Source organism: Pseudomonas lyxosi (assembly GCF_047758685.1).
Classification (GTDB): Bacteria; Pseudomonadota; Gammaproteobacteria; order Pseudomonadales; family Pseudomonadaceae; genus Aquipseudomonas; species Aquipseudomonas lyxosi.
Genome location: NZ_CP180481.1, coordinates 3,379,168 through 3,399,407, shown reverse-complemented (window position 1 = coordinate 3,399,407; position 20,240 = coordinate 3,379,168). Strand labels below are relative to the sequence as shown.

Annotated in this window: 18 protein-coding genes; 5 read left to right on the top strand and 13 right to left on the bottom strand. The window is 60.6% G+C overall.

What is annotated here, in order from left to right:
* Positions 1 to 2 precede the first annotated feature (2 nt).
* The gene (inhA, locus tag ACMXYI_RS15655) at positions 3 to 698 is read left to right on the top strand and encodes an isonitrile hydratase (RefSeq protein ID WP_415768003.1); all 696 of its coding nucleotides are present in this window, start codon (positions 3 to 5) and stop codon (positions 696 to 698) included.
* A 787-nt stretch (positions 699 to 1,485) separates the two neighbouring features.
* Here inhA and ACMXYI_RS15650 read toward each other — a convergent pair.
* Positions 1,486 to 1,974 (bottom strand): SRPBCC family protein, encoded by a 489-nt coding sequence (locus ACMXYI_RS15650; RefSeq protein WP_415768002.1) that lies wholly within the window; start codon positions 1,972 to 1,974, stop codon positions 1,486 to 1,488.
* A 278-nt stretch (positions 1,975 to 2,252) separates the two neighbouring features.
* Here ACMXYI_RS15650 and ACMXYI_RS15645 point away from each other — a divergent pair, with 278 nt between their 5' ends.
* Both ACMXYI_RS15645 and ACMXYI_RS15640 read left to right on the top strand, forming a co-directional pair.
* The gene (locus tag ACMXYI_RS15645; protein ID WP_415768001.1) at positions 2,253 to 2,651 is read left to right on the top strand and encodes a GFA family protein; all 399 of its coding nucleotides are present in this window, start codon (positions 2,253 to 2,255) and stop codon (positions 2,649 to 2,651) included.
* Positions 2,652 to 2,710: 59 nt separating this feature from the next.
* On the top strand, positions 2,711 to 3,112 hold the full coding sequence (locus ACMXYI_RS15640) for a lysozyme inhibitor LprI family protein (protein WP_415768000.1): 402 nt from the start codon (positions 2,711 to 2,713) through the stop codon (positions 3,110 to 3,112).
* A 129-nt stretch (positions 3,113 to 3,241) separates the two neighbouring features.
* Here the strand turns inward: ACMXYI_RS15640 and peaD are convergent, their stop codons facing one another.
* The 4 genes from peaD to peaA all read right to left on the bottom strand — a co-directional run bounded on the left by peaD (position 3,242) and on the right by peaA (position 7,804).
* Positions 3,242 to 4,360 (bottom strand): quinohemoprotein amine dehydrogenase subunit beta, encoded by a 1,119-nt coding sequence (gene peaD / locus ACMXYI_RS15635; protein WP_415767999.1) that lies wholly within the window; start codon positions 4,358 to 4,360, stop codon positions 3,242 to 3,244.
* 25 nt (positions 4,361 to 4,385) lie between these two features.
* Positions 4,386 to 4,709 (bottom strand): quinohemoprotein amine dehydrogenase subunit gamma, encoded by a 324-nt coding sequence (gene qhpC, locus ACMXYI_RS15630; RefSeq protein ID WP_008027961.1) that lies wholly within the window; start codon positions 4,707 to 4,709, stop codon positions 4,386 to 4,388.
* A gap of 1 nt (position 4,710) precedes the next feature.
* Complete coding sequence (peaB, locus tag ACMXYI_RS15625; RefSeq protein WP_076028106.1) at positions 4,711 to 6,141, bottom strand: quinohemoprotein amine dehydrogenase maturation protein; 1,431 nt, start codon at positions 6,139 to 6,141, stop codon at positions 4,711 to 4,713.
* An 82-nt stretch (positions 6,142 to 6,223) separates the two neighbouring features.
* A complete protein-coding gene (gene peaA / locus ACMXYI_RS15620; protein WP_415767997.1) occupies positions 6,224 to 7,804 on the bottom strand; it encodes a quinohemoprotein amine dehydrogenase subunit alpha in 1,581 nt (526 codons plus the stop codon).
* A 344-nt stretch (positions 7,805 to 8,148) separates the two neighbouring features.
* On the opposite strand from peaA, the gene ACMXYI_RS15615 reads away from it, so the two are divergent.
* Positions 8,149 to 8,505, top strand: a complete 357-nt coding sequence (locus ACMXYI_RS15615; RefSeq protein WP_415767996.1) for a hypothetical protein — start codon at positions 8,149 to 8,151, stop codon at positions 8,503 to 8,505.
* A 50-nt stretch (positions 8,506 to 8,555) separates the two neighbouring features.
* On the opposite strand, the gene ACMXYI_RS15610 is transcribed toward ACMXYI_RS15615, so the two are convergent.
* Positions 8,556 to 8,810 carry a DUF1652 domain-containing protein gene (locus ACMXYI_RS15610; protein WP_046048402.1) on the bottom strand — a complete coding sequence of 85 codons (255 nt, stop codon included), beginning with the start codon at positions 8,808 to 8,810 and terminating at the stop codon, positions 8,556 to 8,558.
* Positions 8,811 to 9,084: 274 nt separating this feature from the next.
* Between ACMXYI_RS15610 and ACMXYI_RS15605 the strand changes: the two genes are divergently transcribed.
* On the top strand, positions 9,085 to 10,575 hold the full coding sequence (locus ACMXYI_RS15605; RefSeq protein ID WP_415767994.1) for an aldehyde dehydrogenase family protein: 1,491 nt from the start codon (positions 9,085 to 9,087) through the stop codon (positions 10,573 to 10,575).
* Positions 10,576 to 10,695: 120 nt separating this feature from the next.
* Here the strand turns inward: ACMXYI_RS15605 and qhpG are convergent, their stop codons facing one another.
* The 7 genes from qhpG to ACMXYI_RS15570 form a co-directional block, all read right to left on the bottom strand.
* Complete coding sequence (gene qhpG, locus ACMXYI_RS15600; protein WP_415767993.1) at positions 10,696 to 11,985, bottom strand: flavin-dependent monooxygenase QhpG; 1,290 nt, start codon at positions 11,983 to 11,985, stop codon at positions 10,696 to 10,698.
* Positions 11,982 to 12,659 carry a subtilisin-like serine protease QhpE gene (gene qhpE, locus ACMXYI_RS15595; protein WP_415767992.1) on the bottom strand — a complete coding sequence of 226 codons (678 nt, stop codon included), beginning with the start codon at positions 12,657 to 12,659 and terminating at the stop codon, positions 11,982 to 11,984. The genes qhpG and qhpE overlap by 4 nt, the downstream gene beginning before the upstream one ends.
* A complete protein-coding gene (locus tag ACMXYI_RS15590; RefSeq protein WP_415767991.1) occupies positions 12,649 to 14,367 on the bottom strand; it encodes an ABC transporter ATP-binding protein in 1,719 nt (572 codons plus the stop codon). The genes qhpE and ACMXYI_RS15590 overlap by 11 nt, the downstream gene beginning before the upstream one ends.
* The gene (locus ACMXYI_RS15585) at positions 14,367 to 16,271 is read right to left on the bottom strand and encodes a sigma-54-dependent Fis family transcriptional regulator (RefSeq protein ID WP_415767990.1); all 1,905 of its coding nucleotides are present in this window, start codon (positions 16,269 to 16,271) and stop codon (positions 14,367 to 14,369) included. The genes ACMXYI_RS15590 and ACMXYI_RS15585 overlap by 1 nt, the downstream gene beginning before the upstream one ends.
* Before the next feature lie 249 nt (positions 16,272 to 16,520).
* Positions 16,521 to 17,546, bottom strand: coding sequence for a histone deacetylase family protein (locus ACMXYI_RS15580; protein ID WP_415767989.1), 1,026 nt, complete (start codon positions 17,544 to 17,546; stop codon positions 16,521 to 16,523).
* A gap of 10 nt (positions 17,547 to 17,556) precedes the next feature.
* Positions 17,557 to 18,786 (bottom strand): Zn-dependent hydrolase, encoded by a 1,230-nt coding sequence (locus ACMXYI_RS15575; protein WP_415767988.1) that lies wholly within the window; start codon positions 18,784 to 18,786, stop codon positions 17,557 to 17,559.
* 24 nt (positions 18,787 to 18,810) lie between these two features.
* Positions 18,811 to 20,121 (bottom strand): MFS transporter, encoded by a 1,311-nt coding sequence (locus ACMXYI_RS15570; RefSeq protein ID WP_415767986.1) that lies wholly within the window; start codon positions 20,119 to 20,121, stop codon positions 18,811 to 18,813.
* Positions 20,122 to 20,240: the final 119 nt, after the last annotated feature.

Here is a 20,240-nt window from a genome sequence, read left to right as displayed (position 1 = left end):
CCATGACGTTGCAGATCGGTTTTCTGTTGTTTCCACAGGTTCAGCAACTGGACCTCACCGGCCCTTACGACGTACTGGCCTCGCTGCCGGACGTGAAGGTGCATTTGATCTGGAAAGATCTGGTGCCGGTCACCGCGAGCACGGGCCTGGTGCTGAAACCGACCACCACGTTCGACGATTGCCCGCAGCTGGATGTGATCTGCATTCCCGGCGGCAGTGGCGTCGGGCCGTTGATGGAAGATGAAGAGACACTGGCCTTCATCAAGGCGCAGGCCGCCACCGCGCGTTACGTCACGTCGGTATGTACCGGTGCGCTGGTGCTCGGTGCGGCGGGTCTGCTGAAGGGTAAACGCGCCACCACTCACTGGGCCTATCACGAATTGCTGGTGCCTTTGGGGGCAATCCCGGTGAAGGATCGGGTGGTGCGCGACGGCAATCTGTTGACCGGTGGCGGGATCACGGCGGGCATCGATTTTGCCCTGACCCTGGCCGCGGAGCTGTTCGATAAGGACACGGCAGAGCTGGTGCAGTTACAGCTGGAATATGCCCCGGCACCGCCGTTTGCGTCGGGCAGCCCTGAGACGGCTCCGGTGAGTGTGCTGGAGGAAGCCCGCAAACGTGCCGCCGGGTCATTGAAACTGCGCTCGGAAATCACTGAACGTGCAGCGGCGAAACTCGATCAATTGTCAGCACGCTGATCCATCCCGACCGGCAGCCAGTGCCTGGCTGCCGTTCCCTCCGGCCAAAATGACGCGCCGAGGATTTTCCATCGCCCATAAAAAAACCCGCCTAAGCGGGTTTCTCAAGACCATTTCGACATCCTGTCGGCAGCCATCCTGGCCAATGGTCGATCATCCGTGATCCTGAGCGCTTCCTGCGACTCAGTTGATGGATCCAGATTAAACACATCGGTGAAGCGTAAACAGAGGACATACCAGCGCTCTGGCGTAAGCCTTTGACCATTCCAGCCTTGAAGCCCTCTCCTGTAGCAGCTGCCGGAGGCTGCGTTCGGCTGCGCAGCAGTCGCAGAAACAGACACTGCGGTCTTTCAGGCACACCGTGTTTGCATGGTTTACGACTGCTGCGCAGCCGAACGCAGCCTTCGGCAGCTGCTACAGGAAACTCATCTGCCAAGTCCTTTTCGACAGGCGAAAAAAAACCCGCCGAAGCGGGTTTTTCCCAAGACCATTACGACTCCCTGTCGGCAGCGATTCCTTGCTTATGGTCGATCATCCGTGATCCCGAGCACTTCCTGTGCTTCGGTTGATGAGGCTAGATTACGCTTCGGATCCAATGTGCAATAGACGACATAGCTACCATCGCGTGTAGGACATTCGCTATAGCCGCCCTTCCGAAAACCCTTAGACAGGTAAGGCTTCAAGCATTGAACCCGCGAGTTTAGCGGCCTGCAGCTGACCTTCGGTCACCAGGGTATCGTCCTCGAGAAACGCCCAGCGTTTCAGCCAAGGTTCGAACATCAAGCGATCACTCTTCCTGACGCTCGCGTTTCTTGGCAGTGTCTTTGAGAAATTCTTCGATGTTGTTCATCTGTTCATCCCAACCGCGGCTGTCCATGCGGAACGCCTTGAGCCGCCGCGTTTGAGGGACGTGATCGAAACCGGACTCGGTGACCTTGAGCAACGTGCCTTCATCCATGTCTTCGAGCTCGAACTTCACCAAAGTGGTGGGTTCTTGGGAGTAATCGACCTCTGGCTCCACGGCATAAGGGTGCCAGCGAAACGAAAACACCCGTTCCGGCTCGACCCGCTCCACCAGTACGTTCCACAGCAAGTGTTCATAACCCGGGTACGTAATCTGCCCCTGGGTCCATTCACCGGCGACAAAACGCTTGCCCTCCAGCGCCACGCCAAACCACTGTCCGAAGGCTTCGGCATTGGCCAGCACACGCCAGACCTGCGAGCGCGGAGTTTTGAGCAGGATCTTCCTTTCTATGCGATCTGATGCTGGATTCATAAGTCACCTCCTGTACTGAACAGTAGGCCTGTAAGACCACAAGACCAACCCTAAAGTTGTATCAATCGGGTATCGCAATCAACCCTGTACGAAATATTCCGCTGCATTTCCAAGTGTAACTGCTGGTTTGAAAACAAAACGAGTAGACCGAAACTGCTAACGTTAAAAACGAAATTGACTCAGACAAGGACGATTCATGCAGCTTTCACTTACGGAGCGTTATCGCGGAGCCCTGCTGGGCTTGGCCTGCGGCACCCTCACGCAATCAGGAGCACGCGATGAATAGCCTGCATGGCAGCTGTTTGTGTAAAGCCATCGAATACGAAGTCGATAGCCTCGACGTGCCCATCAGTCATTGTCACTGCCAAACCTGTCGCAAGGCACACGCGGCGGCATTCGCCTCGACAGCCGGGGTCATGCGCCAACATTTTCGCTGGACCAAAGGTCAGGACCATCTGAATAGCTACGAATCGTCGCCGGGCAAGCTTCGGTATTTCTGTTCGGTCTGCGGTTCACACTTGATGGCTGAGCGCTTGGCCCAACCCCACGTCATTGTTCGTGTGGCGACTTTGGACGATGACCCGAAAGTGACGCCGCAAGCGCATATCTGGACATCACATGATGTGCCATGGCTCAAATATGAGTCGGTCGAAAGTCACCCTGAATGGCAGGCATAGCCAGGCCAATACGTAGCGCTACACTGCCCCCCAACTTCCACGTCAAAGCGAGAATCCCCATGCACCCACGCTTTCTTCTGGCTCTGACGCCTCTGCTGTTCACTACCGCTGCTTATGCGGTGGACTGCGACAACGCCGCCGATCAGGCCACGATGAATCAGTGCGCGGCGCAGCAGCACAAGGCGGCGGACAAGGAGTTGAATGCGCTTTACCAGCAGATCAACGAGCGCTTGAAGAGCAACCCGGAAAGCAAAAAGCTGCTGATCGGGGCGCAGCGTTCGTGGATTGCGTTTCGGGATGCCGAGTGCAAGTTCTCGAGCGCCGGGGTGGAAGGCGGGAGTGTGTATCCGCTGGTCTACAGCAGCTGTGTGACTGAATTGACCAAGGCGCGGGTTGAGACTTTCAAGAATTATTTGAAGTGCCAGGAGGGGGATTTGAGTTGTCCGGTGCCTGGGGCTTGATGATTCGGTGATCTTGAGGGCCTCTTCGCGGGCAAGCCCGCTCCCACATTCGACCGAGTTCTTTCAGAAAGAATGCAGTTAAATGTGGCAGCGGGCTTGCCCGCGATGGCGTCCGCACAGGCGAAGCGATTACCGGACAAAAACCTGCGCCGTCGTGATCGCCATATCCCCACCCGGCAACTTGATGCTGCCAATCTGCTTCATGCTCTCGGGATCAAAGATCGCCACATCATTAAACGTCCCGGCCAGGTAAATCTTGCTGCCGTCCTTGTTGAACGAAATGCAGTAGTAGGAATGATCCAGCGTCGCCGCCTGGAGCATTTTCTTCTCCTTGAGGTCGTACTTCGCCAAACGGTTGAGCACGCCGAACATCAGGTTCGGATCCTTCGGCGAACGCATGCCGCTGAAGTAGATTTCCGTCAGAGGACCGAAGTCGGTGGTTTCGGTCTTACCGGTTTTCAAGTCGATGCTGAACAGCCCGTAGAGGTACTCGGCGGTCGCTGGATCCTGCTTCTTGTCCTTGAATTTCGCCGCGGTGTAGAGCAGCGACAAGTCATGGCGATAAGTCTGCTGGTTCCACACGTAGAGCACATCCGGCGCACTGTAGTTCGGGCGCTTCCAGTGGCGGCTGGGGATCAGCACGTCGAACTTGCCGGTCTTCACATCGACCTTGTAGACATCCGCCCCGGCCACATACAGCGTGCCGTCGTCACCACTCTGCATGATCGTCAATTGCCGTGGTGCCGGAAAACTGCGCACGGGTTTGGCGTTCATGCCGGCGTCGGTGGCGTACACATCGAGCCGCGGTTGCTGCACTTCGTAGCGGTCGTTGAGCATCAACGTCGGGTTGGCAATGGTGAACAATTCCTTGCCGTCGTGGCTAAGGGTAAAGGCGAACATGGACCGCGCTTTCTCCCCCGGTTTCTGGGCGATGCTGGCGTGGAACACCTGCTTGCAGCTGTCGAGTTCAACGCCGTAGACATCCGCGTAGTGGTTGTTCAGCACGTAAGCGGTCTTGCGGTCCGGCGACAACTGAACGGTGCCGGGACCGAAGGCATCCGGCATCTTGCAGGTCTTGAACAAGGTGTCGGTGGCCAGGTCGATGACATGCAGGTTGTTCGGGTAATTGGTGGTCACCATGTACTCGTGACCGGTTTCGAGAGCGGTGTTTTCATCGGCCAGAACGGTGAGCGAACAGGCGCTCAGGACGGCGAACGCGGCCAGGCCGCAGGCTTTGATGCTAGGCATGCTGGAATCCTTCTTCTCTGTTCGATCACTTGTCTTTAGGGAAGACAGTGCCAAGGTTGCGCCAGTTGTCGTTGGACGCCTGGGCATCCTTGTTCCAGTCCGGGTAGGTGCTCATCATGTCGGGCACCTGGGCCGGCCACCAGCAAGGGTCGGAACAACCGTAAAGGTCCGCTTCCATCGGCTGGCACAGCGACGACACACCGCCAAAGGCGTCGATTTCCCAGCCCGGGTCGGTGGTCGAGGCGCAGCCGGCGACGGAACTCATCGCCACCACTTCTTCGATGCGGTTTTCGGCCGCGGCCTCATCCAGTTTCAGCGCTTTGTTATTGATTGCCTTGAGATGTTTCATATCAGTGAGCCTTGCGCGGAGTGATGTAGCTGCTGATAAACGCAGGGTTGTGGGCCATGATCCGGGTGTAGACCTCGATGCCGAAGTCGACCCAGTCACGCATCAGTTCGCAGTAGTGATAGGTCGGGTGGGTCGGGTCGCCGTAACGGGCATAGCTCTCGTGGTAGCAGCCGCCGGAGCAGAGATTGCGGATCTGGCAGTCCTCGCAACCGGTGTTGGTACGGTCGAGGCGTTGGGACAGGAAGTCGTTCAACTCGACCTGCTTCACACCGCTGTGGACGTTGCCGAACGTCGGCAACGATGAGCCGGTAAAACGGTGGCACAGATTCAATTCGCCCTTGTGATCCACCGCCAGCATCTTCAGGCCCGCGCCGCATGGCAGGGCTTTTTTGTGGCCTTCGTGGATGTCGGTGATCAGCTGGTGCAGGTTGGAGAAACCGATGTTGCGGTGTTCCAACGCCGCTTCCAGATAACGTCGGCCGAGTTTCTTCATGTTGGCGAAGACTTCGATCAGCTCGTCGCTGGACAGGTTGAAGGTGCTGATGTCGCCGGAGGTCACCGGGGCAAAGCCAACCTCGGCAAAACCCAGTTCGTTGAACAGGTGATCCCAGATGGTTTCGACGTCGGTGACGCCGGTGGTCAGGGTCACGCGGGCACCGACCGGACGACTGTTGTAGCGCGACAGCAGCATTTCAGCCTTGCGCCGCACCACGTCGTAAGTGCCCTGCCCGCCCACGGTGATGCGGTTGCGATCGTGCACGGTTTTCGGTCCGTCGATACTGACTGACAGGCCGAAACGGTGGGCGTTGAGGTAGTCCACGGTCTCTTCGGTGAGCAGCGTCGCGTTGGTGGTCATGACGAACTCGACGAACTTGCCGGCCTCACGGAAACGCTTCTCGCAATAATCGACCATGTACTCGATCAGCTTGCGATTGCTCAGCGGCTCACCACCAAAAAACACCACGGTGAAACGCTCTTCGTCCGGGGATTCGCGCAGCAGCATTTCCACCGAGGCGACCGCGGTTTCGACGTCCATTTTTTTGCCGGCCGACGGCTTGTCCAGGTCTTCCTTGTAGCAGTAGGTGCAGCTCAGATTGCAGCCGGTGTTGACGTTGAGCACCACGGTATTGATCGCCGTGCGCTCGACCCGTTTGGTGCCGATGTCGGGGGTCAGCGGCGAGCCGTCGCTGACCAGTTCCAGGGCCATCAGCTCGCGCAGGGTCTCGGTGATTTCTTCACCGTTGAAGCGTGCGGCCAGGCGCTGGATCAGGTCGTCCGACGAACAGCCCGGACCGCGCAAGGTATCGATGATGGTGCCGGTCAGCTCATCGCTGGCGAACAGCGAACTGCTGGGAATGTGAAACAGCATGCGGTCGGCATCGACGTGCACTTCGTGCAGATTCCGCTCAACCAGATTCAAAATAGCGCCCATTGCAACCTCCTGTGCAAACCCCGTTTGACGGGGCCTGCGGTCATTCCGAAAAGATGTCTGAAACGGTTAACGGTCAGCCAACTCATGGAATGGGTGGATTGTTCCAGCGTTGCACGGTGACGATCATGTGGCCTTCGCCGGTCAGGGATTTCCCTGCATCGTCGACGGCGGCGATCACCTTGAGGTTGCCGGCATTGTTGGTAGACATTTTGCGCTGCGGGTTCGGCCCGGCATCGCCCGGTGTGAACACGCCGCTGTCAGCCTGCATGGTGCCGGCGAACTTGACGTCCTCGTCTTCCTTGGCGCGGTCGTCGAAGGCTTCGACCGACCACTGCGCCGGGAACACGCCGATACGATATGGCTTGCCGTCGGCGCCCTTGCCCCAGGCTTCGGCATCAAAACGACCCTGCACTTTCGGCGTCGAACCACCGCCCTCGCCGATCCGCGCTACCGAGAACTCGGGCACGACTTTGACTTCGGCGATTTTGCTGTAGACCGACAGGGTCGGGCCTTTCAGCGTGCCGACAGTGACATTGCGCAGACCCGGTTGGGCATTGGCGGCGGCCTTGAGTTTGACCTTGATCCGACCCGGGCTTTGCTCGATGACTTCGACCACTTCCACGCCTTTGCCGAAGTTCGGTTTGCCGGTGAGACCGCTGCCGACAAGGGTGACTTCCGTTTCAGCGCCAGCCTTCAGGTAACCCGGCTGCACCGCCAGCAAACGACTACTGCCCTGCTTGGCGGCGACGAAGTCCAGCCCCCTCTCATCGTGCTCGGCCTCGAACATCCGACCCTGCATCGCGTTGCCCTGGGCGGTGAACACCTGGCGCATGGTCACGCCGTCGATGGTCACGTTGCCGCGCCATTCGTAGCCGGTATAAAGAATCGCACTGCCATCGCCGTTGAACGGGCTGCCATCGGCGTATTGGCCTTTGACGCTGACCTTGAACGTGTCACTGCCATCGGCCGTGACGCTCATCACGCCGGCCAATCCACCCTTGCCCGGCAAGTGGCCGCTGAAGCTCCAGTCGCCCACCAGTGTTTCGGCTTTTGGCGCGGTGCTCAGCCATTTTTTCCAGGCCGGGTTGTCCAGCGGATAACGCTTGGCCAGCAGCGGCACCATGTCTTTTCGAGCAAGGTCGAACCAGTCGCGGTCGCGAGACAGCGCCTGGTATTCCAGGGACGGCCATTGGCCGAGGTGGAAGTTCACCAGACGCTCCCATTCCTGAGCGGGACGGCGTTGCAGGGCGACCCGCGCACCGGAGTGGCAGCGGCCGCACATCTGGCTGGTCTGGTCGTCGAATTTCTCGACGGTATTGAGTCGACGCTCCAGCGCATAACGTACGCCATCGGTCTCGCTTGGGGCCAGGCCTTGGGTGTCGGCCAGGTATTTGACCAAGGTGCGGCGGTCGTCATCGCTGATCTGCAAACCGTGCATGGTTTGCATGCGGGCGATGCTCATCAGCCAGCCTTCAGGGGTTTTGCGCTGGTGGCTGATGCGGCTCAGGGCGTTATCGGCTTCGGGGGTATGACAGCCCTGACAGGTTTCCTTGAGGATGGTCTGAGCGTCGCGGGCTGCCAGGCTGTAAGGCGAATGCAGCGCCACACAAGCGGCCACGGCCAGCAGACTGGCACTCAGGCCTGATCGGAGTTTTCTCTTCATCAACGTCGAACCTCGCACGGTGCTTTCTTATTTTTGTGGCTTATCGTTTTTATGGTTTCTGCCGTCGGCGGCGCACCGCTGACGGAGGCAAGAGAAACGTCTGCGATGAGCAATACACGGAGCGTGCCAGCTTGCCGATTACCTTTTAAATCAAGATGTTGTGTGAAGATTACTGCTTTTCGCCATCGCTGAACGAGATCGCCAGCGTCTAATATCGCGACAGTTGTTGCACTCTGAGACAAGCATAGATGGCCAGACCGGAACAGCTCATCGGCCGGCGATTGACGCCGCCCCCCTGCAAGCGCGAAATGGTCGTTCACCGATTGCCACCAGGGGATAAAAAAATGGCAAGCATCACTGTCCTGGCGGGGGACTTTCTGCAGGGTGATGGAGAGTACAGAGACGGCGTTTTCACCCTCAGAACGTCGCTTCACCCATGGCCCGGCATTACCCTTCCGCTCTCATCATTCAAGAGCGTGGAAGTGGCCAACGAGGATTCGATCAACAACATCAAGGATGCCATCGGCTTTGGCGTGGCCGGGGCCATGCTGTTGGGGCCCATCGGCGCAATCGCCGGGTTCATGCTGGCTGGCAAGGAAACCGAAGTGACCTTTCTGGCGACACTCAAGGACGACAGAAAGCTGTTGGCTGCCGTGGATGGCAACACGTTCGAAGAAATTTCCCTTAAGTTTGCAGCCTGAATAATCGGCGCGGGCCGCACCGATTTCCCACGGTGCGGCGTGACGCCGGTTCAGATGTCATAGGTGGGGGGAACGCTTTTGTGTACGTCGATCTCGTGCTGCATGTCGGCCACCAGCGACGCGATCGCATGGGGACTGTCCAGTGTCCACAGGGGAACGTGGGTGGCCACTATATCCACTTTGCCGGTCATGCAGTCGCAGACCCGAATCGTCAGGGACTGGTCCGCCGCCATGGTGCAGGTGCACACGGAGGGCAGAAAACTGTGTTCAATGATGTTTTGAATTTCCAGGGTTGAAAGGAACATCGTTACCTCCCTCACGCCAGATGTATTGCCGGATGAACGGTCCGTCACTTCACCCACCGGTCCTGAAAATTCTAGTCCTCAATAATGGGTACCTCAAGGTCGCAACCCGGTTGCTCGTCGTCTCATAGCTGTCGCAATTTGCAACAATCTCACAGCGTTCGCGATTCCCCCGATTGACCAAAAACCTCGCCGACAAAGGACGGTCCTGCCTTTTCGGGCACTTGGCACAGCCATTGCGAAAGCCTTGTTCTCACGAACAACAAGAGGTTTCGTCATGCCCCTCCCTTATTTGCTTCCCGCCACCTCGGCGTTCATCCAGCGCGCCCCGCGCATGCTCATCGGCGGCGACCGGGTCGAGGCCGCCGACGGCCAGACCATGCCCCTGCACAACCCGGCCACCGGCGAAGTGCTGTGCGTCGTGCCACGGGCCACACCTGAGGATGTCGACCGCGCCGTGCTCGCCGCCCGTCAGGCCTTTGATGATTCCGCCTGGACCCGCACCCGGCCTCGGGAGCGGCAGAACCTGCTGTGGAAACTCGCCGACCTGATGGAGCGCGACGCCGAACTGCTGGCGCAACTGGAATGCCTGAACAACGGCAAAAGTGCGGTGGTGGCCCAGGTGATGGACGTGCAACTGTCCATCGACTTCCTGCGCTACATGGCCGGTTGGGCGACCAAGATCGAAGGCTCCAGCGTTGAAGTGTCATTGCCGTTGATGCCCAACGATCAATTCCACAGTTTCATCCGCCGCGAAGCGGTGGGCGTGGTCGGCGCCATCGTCGCCTGGAACTTCCCGTTGCTGCTGGCCTGCTGGAAACTCGGCCCGGCCCTGGCCACCGGTTGCACCGTGGTGCTCAAACCCGCCGACGAAACCCCGCTGACCGCGCTGAAACTCGCCGAGCTGGTGCTGGAAGCCGGTTACCCCGAAGGCGTGTTCAACGTGGTCACCGGCACCGGCATCACTGCTGGTTCCGCCCTGACCCACAATCCGCTGGTGGACAAGCTGACCTTCACCGGCTCCACCGCCGTGGGCAAGCAGATCGGCAAGATCGCCATGGATTCCATGACCCGGGTGACCCTGGAACTGGGCGGCAAATCGCCAACCATCGTCATGGCCGACGCCGACCTGAAGAGCGCCGCAGCCGGTGCCGCCAGCGCGATTTTCTTCAACCAGGGTCAGGTGTGCTGCGCAGGCTCCAGGCTGTATGTGCAGCGTAAGCATTTCGACAATGTGGTGGCGGACATCGCCGACATCGCCAATGCCATGAAACTGGGTAACGGCCTGGACCCAAGTGTCGAGATGGGGCCGCTGATCTCCGCGCGTCAGCAGGAACGGGTTTACGGGTACATCGAAAAAGGACGGGAAAGTGGTGCGACCATCGCTTGCGGTGGCGAGCAGTTCGGGCCGGGGTTCTTCGTTAAACCGACGGTGATTGTGGATGTCGATCAGAAGCACTCGCTGGTGCAGGAGGAGATCTTCGGGCCGGTGCTGGTGGCGATTCCGTTCGATGATGAAGCTGATGCGTTGCGCATGGCCAATGACAGTCCGTATGGGCTTGGGGCGAGTATCTGGTCGAACGATCTGGCGGCGGTGCACCGGATGATTCCGCGGATCAAGTCGGGTTCGGTGTGGGTCAACTGCCACAGCGCGCTGGACCCGGCGTTGCCGTTTGGTGGGTACAAGATGTCGGGGGTTGGGCGTGAGATGGGGTATGCGGCGATTGAGCATTACACCGAGTTGAAGTCGGTGTTGATCAAACTATGACACGCTGATCGTTCCCACGCTCTGCGTGGGAATGCCGCCACGGACGCTCCGCGTTCCGCTTCTGGAGGTGACGCAGAGCGTCACGGGATGCATTCCCACGCAGAGCGTGGGAACGATCGGTTAGGGTTTGAAGCCTTGCGACAGTAACCAACCCCGGACCACCCGCCCCTGCTCCACCGTCAAGCCGTCCAACACCTGATCCGCAGGTTCGCTGCCCAACCGCCGCACCAACGGCGCCAGCTCAACCCCTTGCACATGCCAGATCCCCAGCGGCTGATCCGCCGTAATCACCACCTCGGCCTCATCCACAAAACCCTCTTTCAACACCGGCGCGCGCTCAATCCTCAGCGAGGAAAAATCCGCCTCGGCATGCGCCACCTCAGCATCCGGCCACTGTCGCCGCGCAAGCCAGAATGGCTGCTGCAACCAACGCTGCTCATCGGCATAAAAATCCCGCCCGATTCGCGCAAAACGCAAAAACAACTGCTCCACCCGTTGCTGATGAAAGCGCTGAGCCAACGCCGCTCGCTCGGGTTTACGCAACAACGTGTTAATCACCGTCGGCGCCTGTAACGCCGAGGACAATGACTGAAAAATCCCGTTGCCCGACAGCGGATCCACCGCCATCGCCGCATCCCCTACCCGAATCCAGTTATCGCCACACACCTGCGGGCACAAAATCGCGGTGCTGCTGCGAGCATGCAGTTGCAGGTCAATTTCCGGCCCGGCACCGAAAAACGCCCGCGCCAACGCCGAACCCTGACGTCGCTCACGACAGTAATCGAGCAACTGCGCCTTGCCCGGCAATTCAGCACTGGCCACGTCCACGGTCCATTGCCAGTAACACTGACCGTCGGCTCGCCGAGCCATCCAGGCCCAGCCGTCCTCAAGACTTTCCACCGCACTGGCGGTGCTGCCCGGCGTGCCTTGCCAGCGATTGAGCAGGCTGACCGTCTCCTGCCCGCGCAGGCCTTTGCCAAGCGCCGGTGCCTGACGCCCCCGCGCCTCAACCAGAAAATCCGCCAGCAGCGCCTCGCGCCCTTCGACCTCGATCCGATGCCCCGAAGCCGATGCCTGAACGGTCAGCACTCGGCCTTCGATCAGCTCAACACCAGCCAGGCGCAGATCCTCGCGCAAGCCTCGATCAAAGCTCGGGCGATCCAGTAAAAATTCGATGTTTTGCGCATGCTGCTGGCCGTTCCATGACACCTGTCGTTGGGACGGCAGCGCTGCATCCGCCAGCGCCTGATGAAGCCCCGCGCTACGCAAGGCCTCCAGCACCCGAATGGAAACGCCTTCCAGCGCCGCAAACCGCCGCCATTCGCTGACCAGCGTCACCGGGTAACCGAGCCGACGCAAACCCAAGGCAACCGCCGCTCCCGCAGGCCCTGCGCCAAGAATCAAAATCATGGTCCGACGCGCCGTTCAGGGCCGCGATAACGGGCATTCTCCCGAAGCCATTCGATGATGTGTTCGTTGCTCGCATCGGGATGTGCCACCAGGAAACCCGCAATGTGCCCGCTCAACGCCGCACAGCCGAGACTGGCGCCGGACTGCCCCGGATAGGTGCCATGCACACACGCGGCGAAATCCGCTTGAGTGCTGTTGAGCCACGACCATTCCTGTTCGGCACAACGCGCATCACCGGTGACTCGCAGCACCTGTGGATAATTCGCCGGAAACACGCCCTCGCCCTGCGCCGGACTGGACGCACAGAGCAAAACCCCTCGCGCTACCGCCGCGGCACAGGCTTCACGCAACAGGCTGCGATCCTGACGCAGACCGAGGCTCAAATTGATCAGCCGAACGTCTTGCGCCACCAGCCAATCAATCGCCGTGGCGATCTGCAAAGCGCTGGTGACTCCACGCTGGTCGAACACCTGAGCCACGCAAAATACCGCCGAAGGCGCCCGCCGACCGATGGCCTCGACCACCGCGCTGCCGTGGCCCAGCGGATCGTCACGCAAGTCGCTTTCGGTCAGGCCATCCGCTAGCAACGAGAAGCGCCGCCCGGCGACCACTTGCACCCGCTGTGCCGCCGAGTGACCGCTGTCCACCACGCCAATCCGCAGCTCAGGCTTCATGCAGCACCGTTTTTGAAGTGAGTACGCCGTCGAGCAATTCAAAGCGCAAATCGGCATCGGCCAAGGTTGAAGGACGGTGGCTGATGAGGATCCGCGTACGCCCGGCAAACAGTCGATCGATGGCTTCAATGACTTCGCGTTCGGTGGCTTCATCCACTGCCGAAGTCGCTTCATCCAGCACAAGAATCAATGGATCCTGCAACAGCGCCCGGGCGATGGCGATGCGCTGTTTCTGCCCGCCGGACAACTGCTGACCGCGTTCGCCCAACGGACTGTCGAGGCCTTCGGGCAATGACTCGATCAGGCTATCGAGTTGCGCCAGCCGTGCGACTTCGGCAATCGCTTCACGGCTGGCGTCCGGCACCGCGTAGGCCAGGTTGTCGGCGAGGCTGCCGCGAAACAGCACGATGTCCTGACTGACCACGGCAATCCGCCGACGCAACTGGAACAGGTCCAGTTCACGCAGATCGACCTCTCCCAGCAACACCCGGCCCGACTGCGGATCGTGGTGCCGTTGCAGCAGGTCGATCAGGGTCGATTTACCGACGCCAGAGCCGCCACTCAGGGCGACTTTCAAACCGTAGGGAATTCGCGCTTCGATCCCGCGCAGGGTCGTTGGGCGACCGGGATGGCTGAAGTGCACATCGTCGAAACGCAGCTCGCCGGAAGTCGGCATCGGCTGCGGCGTGACCGGGGTGAGAACGGTCGGCTCTTCGCCGCGCAACTCCATGACGCGCCCGAGGCTGACGGTCATTCGTTGGACCGCGACATAGAGCCCGAGCAGGCTCTGCACCGGCCCGACGGCCATGCCCAGATAGGTGGAAAACGCGATCAGCGCGCCCAGTTGCCAGGTCCCCTGCACCACCCAATATCCGCCGATCAGGAACGCGCAGGCACGGGACAGAGACGTCAGTGTGCCCGGCACCGCCTGAGTGAAAAACTCGGTGACTTGCAGGCGCAGTAACTGGCTCATGTAGCCTTGGCCCAGTGTCTCCAGGCGCCGCGATTCGCGCTGTTGCTGGCCGGCAGACTGGATGAATTTCATCACCGGCAAGGTCTCGACCATGAACGAGGACATGTCCGCCGAACGCTCGCGCAATTGCCGCACATCGCGCTCGACCTTGCGCCGCATCCAGCGCAACCAGATCACGTCGAGGGGAATCAGCACCAGCGCCAGCAACGAGAGTTTCCACGACAGGGTCAGCAGCATCGCCACGGCGCAGACCAGGCCGATCACGCTCGACACCGCGGAGAACAGGGAGTCCACAGCAAAGCGCTGGATCTCTGCGACGTCGCCATCGAGGCGCGACATCAAGTCGCCGATTCGGCGCTGTCCGTAGAAACTCGGCGAAAGCGTTTGCAGATGTCGATAAAGGTCATCGCGCAGGGCAAACAGAATCCGCCCGGACAGTCGCGTGTGCAGATAACGGTTGATCCCCGACAGCCCCGTTCCGAGCAGCCCGGCCACGATCATCAGCCCGGCGATCAGCACCAGCATGGGGAAGTTGCGTGCGAGCAAACCATCGTCGATCAGTAATTTGGTCAGCCAAGGCTGGACCAACACCAGCAACGAGGCGCAGACCGATAACCCGAGCAGCCCGGCAATCGCCAGACGGTGCGGCCGCACGAAGCTGTAGAGCCAGCGCAATGCCGCTTGCAGGGCTTCGGGGTTCTGGCTGTCGATCAGCCGAACGATCAGGCGCTGCATCACGAGCGCAACTGTTTGAGCTTGCGATACAAGGTCGCGCGGCTGATGCCCAAGGCGTCGGCGGCGGCCGAGACGTTGCCCTGATGAGTGTCCAGAGATTGGCGAATCAGCTCCAGTTCATTTTCGCGAATGCTGCCGGCCTGAGGGCGTTCGGTGGCGGTCAACTCGTCGAGCATGCTGTCGGGCAAGTGGTCGAGGGTGAGTACGGTGTCCCCCGGCTCACGCATGGCCAGCGCCGTTCGTAAAACCATTTCCAGTTGGCGGATATTGCCCGGCCAGTGATAGCCGCCGAGCAAACGGTTCAAATCGTCATGCAGGACCATCGTCGGCGCATCCAGCTTGGCCAGCAGACGAGCGACCAGACCGCTGAAATCCTCACGCTCGCGCAAGGCCGGGAGCATCACGCTGATGCCGTTGACCCGATAAAACAGGTCCTCACGGAAGTGTTTTTCTTCGACCAGTCGCTTGAGGTCACGGTGCGTGGCGCAGATCAATGCGACGTCGATGTCTTGCTCTTCACCGGCGCCCAGCGGTGCCACTTTGCGGTCCTGCAACACCCGCAACAGACGGGCCTGCAAGGCCAGCGGCATGTCGCCGATTTCATCGAGAAACAAGGTGCCGCCATGGGCCTGTTGCAGCCGACCGATCATGCCGCCGCGGCGTGAGCCGGTGAACGCGCCTTCGCGGTAGCCGAACAATTCCGACTCGATCAGGCCTTCGGGGATCGCCGCGCAGTTCACCGCGACGAAGGGTTTGTCGCAGCGGGTGCCGGCCATGTGCAGGGCGCGGGCGATGACTTCCTTACCGGTGCCGGTTTCACCCAGCAGCAACACCGGCAGCTCGTTGGCCAGGCCTTGACGGGCCATGCGCAAGGCTCGGGCATAACGGACATTGCTGCCGGCCAGGGATTCCAGATCCGGTTGTGCTTTGGCGGTTTTCGCTGTGCTGCGTGGCGGCGTACTGACATTGATCAAACGCTGCGGCGCACGCAGGGTTTTGTAGAAGAACTCGCCTTTGGCCGTTTGCAAACTGCCGACTCCGCCCTGATGCAGACGCGACAGAAGTTGCAGGCCATCGACGCCCAGAAACTCTTCACAGCGTCGACCGACCAGCGCCGAGCGTTCGGCGTGAAGCAACTGACAGGCCTGGGCGCTGACCGCGAGAATCTGCCCGCCAAGGCTCACCGCCAACAGGCCTTGCCAAGGGGATTCGAGGTACTGCCGACGGCTGTGGAAGGCAAGGACGATCTCGTCCGGATAACTGGCGTTGAACACCCGGCTTTCGATCTGGCTGACGGCCATCGCCAGCAACGCGGTGCTGTCGTGAACGCGACCGAGCGGGCCTTCGCGGGTCAGGTCGAGTACGCCGAGGATGTCGCCTTGGGGGCAATAGATGGGCACCGAGGTGCAGGAGAAATCGGTCAGACGATCGAGGTAATGTTCGCCGCAATCGATCATCGTTGGCCGGGCTTCCACCAGTGCAGTGCCCAACGCGTTGGTGCCGCGAGCGGCTTCGCTCCAGCAGGCGCCGAGGGTGATGTCTTGCAGGCCGCTGCCCTTGAGGCGATCGGCGCGGCCTTCGACAGCGAGGATGGTGGCGTCGGAATTGGCGAGGATGATCAGCCCTTCCTTGCCCTGACGCTCGGCCAGGTAATCGATGGCCGGCAATGCCGCGTCGATCAGCAGCCGATTGCTCGCCAACAGCACGTCGAGGCTCGCGCTCGATTCCAGCGCCAGCTCGTGCTTGGCATTGAAATGTACGCCATGGCTCAGGCTACGCCGCCACGACGCATCGATTTCCGCCCGCAGCACGCCATCCGGGACTTCGCCCTCGAGATGGAGTTTTTCCCGGGCCAGCCGGGCTTCGCGGTGCAGCTTGGGAGGAGTTGTTTTTATTAGCGTCATCAAGCGCTCCGGATCGGTCCGCCCTGCGCTTTTTTAAGATCAGCGCCCTGCCGCAATCTTTACGTTAACGTCAGGGCGATGGCAAGTGCCTTACGGCGCTTGTGTTTCATCCGGGGGACTGCGTTATCGTTCATCGCGAGCAAGCTCGCTCCCACAGTGGCCGGTGTTGAACACAAATATTCTGTTCAACTCAGTCCCATTGTGGGAGCGAGCTTGCTCGCGATAGCGATCTATCCGGCAACATCAGATTCAGAGCTGCCACACCTCGGCATTCACAAAAAACGCCCGCGCATTATCCTCCAGACTCTCCAGGTGATACCCGCCCTCCTGCACAATCAAACACGGTAACCCAAGGCTGCGAATCCGCTCGCCCAGCAGCGCAAATCCTTCACGGGTGACCGCCACCTTGCTCTGCGGATCCAGCTCGAAAATATCGAACCCCAAGGACAACACCAGCACCTCGGCGCCGAAGTCTTTCACCACCTCCAATGCCACGTCCAATTGACCCAGGAAGTCCACCTCACTGGCGCCATGCGCCATCGGCAAGTTGAGGTTGAAGCCCTCGCCCTTCCCGACACCCCGCTCATCAGCAAACCCGGCAACCCCCGGATAGAAGTTGGTCGGATCGCCATGCACCGAGACGTAGAGCACGTCATCGCGGTCGTAGAAAATCTCCTGAATTCCCTGACCGTGGTGCATATCGGTGTCGAGCACCGCGACGCGCGCAAACCCGCCCCGCAGAACCTGCGCTGCCACCGCCGCATTGTTCACATAGCAAAACCCGCCCGCCGCTTCGGCCCGGGCATGGTGCCCCGGAGGACGACACAAGGCATACGCAGCCGACTCGCCATCGAGTAACGCCTGAGCCCCGGCGATCGCGCTTTGCGCCGACCAATAGGCCGAACGCCAGGTCTGCTCGCCCACCGGGCAACTGCCGTCCGCCAGATAGCGCGCGGCCTGGGCGAGAATCCCGCGCAAGGCATTGGGCTCGCGCACGAAGATGTTCGACATCACCTCGTCGCCCCAATCCTCGGGGATCTCTTTCCAGCGCTGATGTGCTTCCTGCAAGAACGCCAGGTACGGCGCGCCGTGGACCGCCAGCAGCGGATCGAGCCCGGCATCGACCGGTTGCTCAACCGTAAAGCCCAATGAACGAGACGCTTGCACCAACCGCTGAGCGCGCTCCGGCACTTCCTGCGGCGTGCGCATCTGCCCACGGGAGTAGTAACTGCGCGGATGGTGAAGCAACTGTTCGGGGTGGAAAAAACTGCGCATCGGGCTCTCCTTATTCGACTTTACCGGCGCGGGCCAGCACGGCGTTAAGCAACACATCGGTGCCCTGACGCACGTCTTCGGGCACCACATCCTCGGCTTCGTTATGACTCAAACCGCCCACACAAGGAATGAACACCATCGCCGTTGGGCAGTACCGCGCCAGATGAATCGCATCATGCCCGGCGCCGCTGACAATCGATTGCTGAGCGTAGCCCAGCGCGTCCACCGCCTGTTGCACCGCCGCCACGCAATCGGCATCGAACGGTGTTGCCGGGCTGATCCAGTGAGGCGTAATCGTCAGGTTCAAGCCTCGGCTATCGGCAATCGCCTGAAGCCGCTCACGGACCTGCTGCTCCATCGCCTCAATCGCTTCGTCGCGGTGATGACGCAGGTCGACGGTGAAATTCACCAAGCCCGGAATGGTGTTGCGCGAAGACTTGTTGATGCTCAACTCGCCGACAGTGGTCAGGCCTTCAGGGGCGAAATCGGTAGCCAGACTTTCGATGGCCTGGATCATCCGCGCCACGCCATACAAGGCGTCTTTGCGCAGCGGCATCGGCGTGGTGCCGGCGTGTGCGGCCATGCCTTCGACCCGCACGTCGAGCCAGCGAATCGCCTGGCCGCCGCTGACCACGCCGATGCTTTTGGCGTTGTCTTCGAGGATCGGACCTTGCTCAATGTGCGCTTCAAAGTACGCATCCACCGCATCGCCCAATGGACGCTGGCCGGCGTAACCGGTGCGTTGCAACGCCTCGGCAACGCTGATGCCGTCGATGTCACGCACCGCCAGCGCCGCGTCCAGTTGCATGATCCCGGTGAACACCGCCGAGCCGAACATCGCCGGGGTGAAGCGTGCGCCTTCTTCGTTGGTCCAGACCGCCACTTCCAGCGGCTTGCGGGTCTGGATGCCGAGGTCATTCAGGCAACGGACCACTTCCAGGCCGGCGAGTACGCCGTAGACGCCATCGAAACGCCCGCCTTCAGGCTGGGTGTCGAGGTGACTGCCCATCATCACGGGCGCGGCATCGGGGTCGGTGCCGGCGCGGCGGGCGAACAGGTTGCCGATGGCATCCACGCTCAGGGTCATGCCGGCTTCGCGGCACCACTGGGAAAACAGTTCGCGGCCGGCCTTGTCTTCATCGCTCAGGGCCAGGCGGCAGCTACCGCCACGTGCGGTGGCGCCGATTTCGGCCATGTCCATCAGACTCGCCCAGAGGCGTTCACCATTAATTTTCAACATGCGTTACTCCAGGGAATACGTTAATTAAGCGTTGGCCATTTCGAGGCGTTCAGCGCTGGCATGGCGACGGGCAAGGGACAGGACACAGATCAGCGAAGTCGCGGCAATCAGGCTGTAGAACACCGCCATCGGCCACCATTGACCGGCGAACTTATGCGCCAGCAAGGTGCCGATCAGCGGCGTCAGGCCACCGGCTACGGCGCCACAAATCTGATAGGCCAACGAAATCGCGGTGTAGCGCACACGGGTCTCGAACATGCCGCTGACGTAACCGGCGATCACCGCGTAGAACGACGCCATGCACACCACCGCCAGGGCGATGCCGAGGATGATCAGCGGCGCCTGGGCCGAGCTGACCAGCACGAACATCGGGTACGGCGAGGCCATCGCCAGCAACGACACCAGGCACAGGAATCGGGTGGCGCCCATTTTCTCGGCGACCCACGCGGCCAGCGGTTGAATGCAGAACTGAATGATCGCCACCACAAACAGGCACTCAAGGATCAGCGAGCGCGGCAGTTCGAGTTGCTGGGTGGTGTAGGCGATCATGAAGGTGTTGGTGAAATACACCCCGGCAATCCCAAGGGTGTTGGCGCCGATGCACAGCAGCAACGGGCGCCACGCAGTGCGCAGCACTTCCATGACCGGTGCCTGCTCCTTGCGTGTGCTTTTGCGGGCCAGTTCGCGGCTGGCGAGAAACTCCGGCGACTCATTCACGCCCAGGCGAATCGCCAGGCCCACCAGCAGCAACAACGAACTGGCGAGGAACGGCAGGCGCCAGCCCCAGCTCATCAGGTCTTCTTCCGGCAAACGGGTGACTGCGCTGAAGGCTAGCAACGACAGGATCAAACCGGCCGGGCTGCCCAGCTGCGCAAAGGACGCGAAGAAATTGCGTCGACCTTTCGGCGCATGCTCGCCGGCCATCAACACCGCCCCGCCCCACTCGCCACCGACGGCGATGCCCTGGACGATGCGCAGCAGAATCAGCAGCACCGGTGCCGCTGCGCCGATTTGTGCGTAGGTCGGCAGCAAGCCGATGCAGACCGTGACCACGCCCATCATCAGCAACGTGATGATCAGCGACTTTTTGCGGCCGATGCGGTCGCCGATATGGCCGAAGATAATCCCGCCCAACGGCCGCGCAAAGAAGCCCACGGCGAAGGTGCCGAAGGCGGCCATGGTGCTGAACAGTTTGTCGTCGGAGGGGAAGAACAGCGCGCCGAATACCAGCGCGGCGGCGGTCGCGTAGATGTAAAAGTCGTACCACTCGATCATGGTGCCGATGAATGCGGCAGCCGCAGCACGGCGAGGCTGGGGCGAAGCGTTAGGCTTCATGGTCAGGCTCCTTTGGTTATTTTTTTGGCAGGAGTGAAACGGCTAAATCAAGGCGCTCTGACGGCGCCTGTCTGGAGATGATTTATCGTCCTGGGGCTATGATTAGTCAATTTTCTATT